5 protein-coding genes and 1 pseudogene are annotated in these 5,002 nt (G+C 42.0%); all 6 read right to left on the bottom strand.

The annotated features are described in order from the left end of the window. Positions 1-476: 476 nt before the first annotated feature. Positions 477-737, bottom strand: a complete 261-nt coding sequence (rpsR, locus tag Q0218_RS11870; protein ID WP_295140647.1) for a 30S ribosomal protein S18 — start codon at positions 735-737, stop codon at positions 477-479. 13 nt (positions 738-750) lie between these two features. Next, a complete protein-coding gene (locus Q0218_RS11865) occupies positions 751-1,329 on the bottom strand; it encodes a single-stranded DNA-binding protein (RefSeq protein ID WP_297969847.1) in 579 nt (192 codons plus the stop codon). A gap of 9 nt (positions 1,330-1,338) precedes the next feature. After that, the gene (gene rpsF / locus Q0218_RS11860) at positions 1,339-1,725 is read right to left on the bottom strand and encodes a 30S ribosomal protein S6 (RefSeq protein ID WP_297969845.1); all 387 of its coding nucleotides are present in this window, start codon (positions 1,723-1,725) and stop codon (positions 1,339-1,341) included. Positions 1,726-1,815: 90 nt separating this feature from the next. Then, complete coding sequence (gene holA, locus Q0218_RS11855) at positions 1,816-2,802, bottom strand: DNA polymerase III subunit delta (protein WP_297969843.1); 987 nt, start codon at positions 2,800-2,802, stop codon at positions 1,816-1,818. Further along, positions 2,795-4,714 carry a ribonuclease R family protein gene (locus Q0218_RS11850; RefSeq protein WP_297969841.1) on the bottom strand — a complete coding sequence of 640 codons (1,920 nt, stop codon included), beginning with the start codon at positions 4,712-4,714 and terminating at the stop codon, positions 2,795-2,797. The genes holA and Q0218_RS11850 overlap by 8 nt, the downstream gene beginning before the upstream one ends. Next, positions 4,711-5,002: pseudogene (locus tag Q0218_RS11995) on the bottom strand (histidine kinase); the annotation flags it as partial. The gene Q0218_RS11850 and the pseudogene Q0218_RS11995, both read right to left, overlap by 4 nt.

Genomic DNA, 5,002 nt, shown 5'->3' with positions numbered 1-5,002 from the left:
ATTTGGAGAAATTCTATGGTATTTTTCATCTGACGTATAAGCTGCAAAAATAGCAAAATTTACTAAAAACTCAGAAAAGCAATAAGTCTTGTGCTTGCTTGCTAAGAAAGTAGTCAAAAATATCAGAATTTGATGTCTAAAGAGCGTGATAAGATAAGTAAATTTAATAGTGAGGTCTCCAATATTTTTACAACCTTGATGCGAGATAAAAAACTCAGAAAATTCCTTTAAATTTCTTATCTTAAATTTGGAAACAAATTATGTTTTTAACTTCGCTACGCTTGCTACTTACAGGAGTATCAATAAAATCATAGTTTTTGTATTTGCGTCTTTAGGAAAAACTTCTTTAAAGTTTTTGGGCTAAAAATTCAAGCAAAAAGTATTCGCATCGAAATTGGGTCTTAGAAAGCGAAGAGGCATAAAATTTAGAAAATTTGAATATAATAAAAAGAAAAGCCCTAAAAAGGGCTTAAAAATTATAGTCCCTCAAAAGGATTGGTTACTACGTTATCGCGATCGACTACGTAAGGTATCAATGCTGCTTGGCGAGCGCGCTTGATAGCCTTCTCAACCATCTCTTGATATTTTTTAGACGTTCCTGTCAGGCGTCTTGGCATGATTTTAAATCTCTCTGATAAGCAGTACTTTAAAAGCGAAGTATCCTTATAATCGATAAATTCTATCTTTGCTTCCGTAAATTTGCAGTATTTGCGTGAATATTTTCTTTTTTCAGCCATTGTTTTTCCTTAATTAAAATGGTATCGTTTCGTCGCCGTCATCGTATTTGTCGGCATCTATATCTATTTCTCGGACGTTATCGCCGTAGTATTCGTCTTTTGGCTGTTGCTTTTGTTGTTGCGGTTTATTAAAATTTTGCCTTTGCATACCGCTTTGAGCGTAGCTATTTTGTTGATTTTGTCCGCCCTGATAGCCGCCACCGTAGCCGTTATTTTGATATCCGCCTTGCTGATAGCCTTGATTACTATTTTGATTATATCCGCCTTGTTGCTGTCCGCCTAGCATCTCCATATTTTCCACGCTGATCGTGTGTTTGCTTCTGTTTTGTCCGTTATTGTCCGTCCATTGGTCGAATTTTAGGCGACCCTCGACTAGAAGCTTTGAACCTTTGGAAAGATATTGATTTGCTATCTCCGCTTGTTTTCCAAAAAATGTTATATCAATAAAGCACGTTTCTTCGCGTTTTTCGCCGTTTACGTTAAATTTTCTAGTTACGGCGATGGCGCTGTTGCCTATAGCTGCGCCCGCAGTCGTATATCTAAGCTCGATATCTCGTGTTAAATTTCCTACCAAAACGACTCTATTAAACATTTTTCGTCCTTATTCTTGCGTTGCCGGAGCTTCTTCTGCTTTGACTTTCGGTTCTTTTTTGTTTAGTTTGATGCCCTTGCTCATCTTTTCCCAAGCGGCGATCTCTTTTTTGTTTTCAAATTTGACCGTTAAGAATTTGATGATATCTTCGGTGATTCTGATGATACGCTCGACTTCGGCGATAGCTTGGGTCGGAGCTTCGAAATACACGACGAAATAAGTTCCGCGCTCGTATTTTTTTACGGTATAGGCTAGTTTTCTAGTGCCCATAGACTGCACGGACGCGATATTTGCGCCGTTTTTGGTTAGGATTTCTTTAACGAAATCAACTTTTGCGCTTACTTCTTCTTCCGTCAAAGTAGGCTTCAAAATGAATAAAAGCTCGTAGTGCTTCATTGATTCTCCTTGTGGGTATTAAGCTCGTTTGCGCGGTTGCAAACGGGCAAGGAAGTCTTTCGACAAGAGCTGATTTTATCTTTTTTTTACTTAATATTTGCTGTTTTTGCCGATAAGATTTTGTAGGCCCAGCACGCAGGAGAGCAGAAAAGTTTTTTTATCGAGGGTAGAGTTTGTCTTTAGCTCAAATTCTGCCAAATTTAGCGCGATAAATATTTTTTTATACGCTTTTAAATTTACCGCCAGACACTGCCTTTTTAGTTCATTTGCGACATTTGGTGGCGGTGCATAACCGAGCGTTTCTTTTATGTCAAATTTACCCGTTATTTTGATACCTGCATGTAGTTTAAAGAGTCTAAAAAATGCGCGGTAAAGTGAGTTAATAAACAAAATTTCATTAAAATTTCCATCGTCCGCGCAGGAGAAAAAATCGGCCCTGATATCTTTTAGCGCGATAAATTTATCGAAAAAATCGTCAAAACTCACACTTGATAGCGAAAAAACCAAGCTTCTTACGATATTTTCGTTTATGGGCTCGTTTAGAGAGGATAGTTTGTTTAGCTCGCTTGCGGCCAAATATAAATTTTCGTTATGTATGCGGTAGAGTTCAAAAAGCGCGTTTTTCGTGATACTTAGGTTCATTTTTGTGGCTTGTCTGCCGAGTAAATTTACGGCCTCTTCGGGCGAGCCCGATTTAAAAAATCTCGCAAAATTTACCCCGAAAGCCTTTTGCGTATCAAAAACGGCTTTGGCGTCGGGTTCAAAAAGCTCGAAAACGAATGCGCCGCCGTTTTTGCAACCCTCTATCAGGATTTTTAACTCTTTTGCGGGGATTTTTTTATCGCTTTTTACGTGCAAAAGCGGGCTGCCGCCAAATAGCGAAGGCTCGCAAAGATGCGCGCGCGCAACCTCAAAATCGTACTCGTCGTAGTAAAGACTCAAAATTTCAAAATCTTTAAATTTGGCTAAAATTTCCTTCGCAAAAAGCTCTATTTGGTATTCGTCCGCACCGTAAAGCAGGAAATAATTTGGAAATTTAGCTGCATTTAGCGCAGCCTCTAGCTCTTTTCTATACATCGATTTTCTTTACGACCTTACCGAAAATTTCGGCCGTAGCGATATCTGCGTCCGTGATTTCGACGATGACTTTTTGTAGTAAATTTACGCTGTATGAGCCCAAAAATATCCTAGCGCCTTTTATCTCGTCGTCAAGCCTAGCGACCGCGACGTTTTGATTTTCGCTGATGTAGGCGTTAAAGCGCTGTCCGATGCGCTCTTTTGCCCAGCGCGCGAATTTCCTATCCATAAAGTCAAACGCGACCCTGTCGGCTTCGCGCTCTAGCTCGCTTAAATTTGAGCAAGTCGATTCTATATTTAAAAGCAGGTAGTTGAAAAATTTCTCGTCGTTGCGCAGTTTGGCCTTTAAAAGGCGGTGCAACGTAAGGTCGGAGTAGCGGCGGATCGGGCTCGTAAAGTGCGTGTAGCGCTCAAACCCCAGTCCGAAGTGGCCTAAATTTTGCGCGCCGTATTCGGCTTTTTTTTGCGACTTTATGATAAGCTTATCTATTTCCTCGCGGTTGCCTACGGCGTCAGCCTGCGCTTGGATTTTGCGAACCAAATTTGCGATGTCGCTTTCGTAAACGAAGTCAAAGCCCAGAGCGCCGAGGTCTTCGAGCAAAATTTGTATTTTTCGCAGATCCGGCGAGCCGTGATTTCTAAAGATGCCTTTACCGATACGTTTTGCCGCTGCGACGTTGGCTAGCAGCATGCAGTCCTCGACGAGTCTGTGCGAGTCGGTATCGGTCTCAAATCTCGTAGATGAAAGCCCGCCGTCTGCGTTAAGACTCATACGAAGCTCCTGCGTTCTAAAGTCAAACGCGTTTTTCAGGCGTTTTTTGCGTAGGCGCGATGTGAGCGCGAAAAGAGGCTTAATCCAGTCGGTTTCGTCCTCGCGTTCGCCGCGTAAAATTTGATCGACTTCGTCGTAGTTAAAGCGTTTTTTTGAGACGATTAGAGTCTCCATGAGCTCTTCTTTTATAACTTCGTCATTTTCGTCAATCATGATTTTAAAACAAAACGCAAGGCGCGCGGTATTTGGCTTAAGCGAGCAGATATTTTCACTCAAATTTCGCGGTAGCATCGGCACGGCTTTGTGCGGAAAATATATCGAAAATCCGCGCGTTTTAGCCTCTGCATCTATCGGAGAGTAGGGAGTGACGTATTCGCTAACGTCTGCGATCGCGACGTAAATTTCGCGCTTTTTCTCGTCAAAATATATCGCATCGTCAAAGTCTTTGGCATCGACGGGATCGATCGTGCAAAAAGGCAGTTCCCGTAAATCTACCCTTTGCGGATACATCGTAACATCGACCTCGTCGCCCCATGCAAGCGCCTGGGCTTCGCACTCCTCGCTAAATTCGTCGTTTTTGTTAAATACGGCGAGCGAGATTTTCTCGTCGCTTAGCGGATCGTTTATATTGCCGATGACCTCGACTATTTCGTTATTTAGATTGCCGATTTTTAGTAGCGTGCCAGGCGGTAGCATTTTTAGAGATTTTTGCGAGGCTTTTAGGGCCGAGCTAAGTCCGGTTTTCACGTTTACGCCAAGGATTACCGAGCCTATTTGCTTGGTATAGACTACGCTCGTTTCGTTGGCGAGTTTTAGCGTCATCACGACTTTGGCGCTTTGGCGTTTTTTCTTTAGCGGCAAAAGCTTTGCCAGCACGATGTCGCCGTAGTGTGAGGCGTTTAAATTTTTATTTTCTATTATTATATCTTGCTTAAATCGTTTGTCGTAAGGCGCTAAAAAGCCAGTGCCGTTTGCGCTTATATCGAGTTTGCCGCAGACAAAGCCGTTGTTTAGATAGTAACGATCTTTGTGGTAGCTTACGGCGTTTAAATTTAGTAAATTTCGTAGGATCTCTTTATCGGCGGAGGCGACTTCCTTTTCGCTTGCTCCGTCAAGTAGTTTGGTTAAAAATTCTTTCACAAATTCGCTTTGACTTTTGCGACGGCTTCTAAAAATTTATCTTGCGCAAAGCCGTATTCGTCGAGACACATTAGCGTATTTTGTAGTCCGTCGTCGCTAAGCTGGCTAAAGATATTTACGGCGTTTTTGACGACCCTGAGCGCTTTTGAGTAGTCTTTGATGTGCTCGGGCGCATCGTCTGGATCGTTTGAATAATATATCGCGTCTACTAGCTCGGTTTCTAGGTTCCATTGCTCAAAAATTTAGCCGTTACCGTTTCGTTTGAGATGCCTACGATCTCGGTTTCTA

The sequence above is a fragment of the uncultured Campylobacter sp. genome, from assembly GCF_938039245.1.
Taxonomy (GTDB): domain Bacteria; phylum Campylobacterota; class Campylobacteria; order Campylobacterales; family Campylobacteraceae; genus Campylobacter_A.
Note: the sequence above shows the minus strand (reverse complement) of the source record. Positions and strands in the feature narration are given on the sequence as shown.

Coding starts and splice junctions, on each gene's coding strand:
- rpsR (WP_295140647.1), bottom strand. CDS start 737: ATGGCTGAAAAAAGAAAATATTCACGCAAATACTGCAAATTTACGGAA.
- Q0218_RS11865 (WP_297969847.1), bottom strand. CDS start 1,329: ATGTTTAATAGAGTCGTTTTGGTAGGAAATTTAACACGAGATATCGAG.
- rpsF (WP_297969845.1), bottom strand. CDS start 1,725: ATGAAGCACTACGAGCTTTTATTCATTTTGAAGCCTACTTTGACGGAA.
- holA (WP_297969843.1), bottom strand. CDS start 2,802: ATGTATAGAAAAGAGCTAGAGGCTGCGCTAAATGCAGCTAAATTTCCA.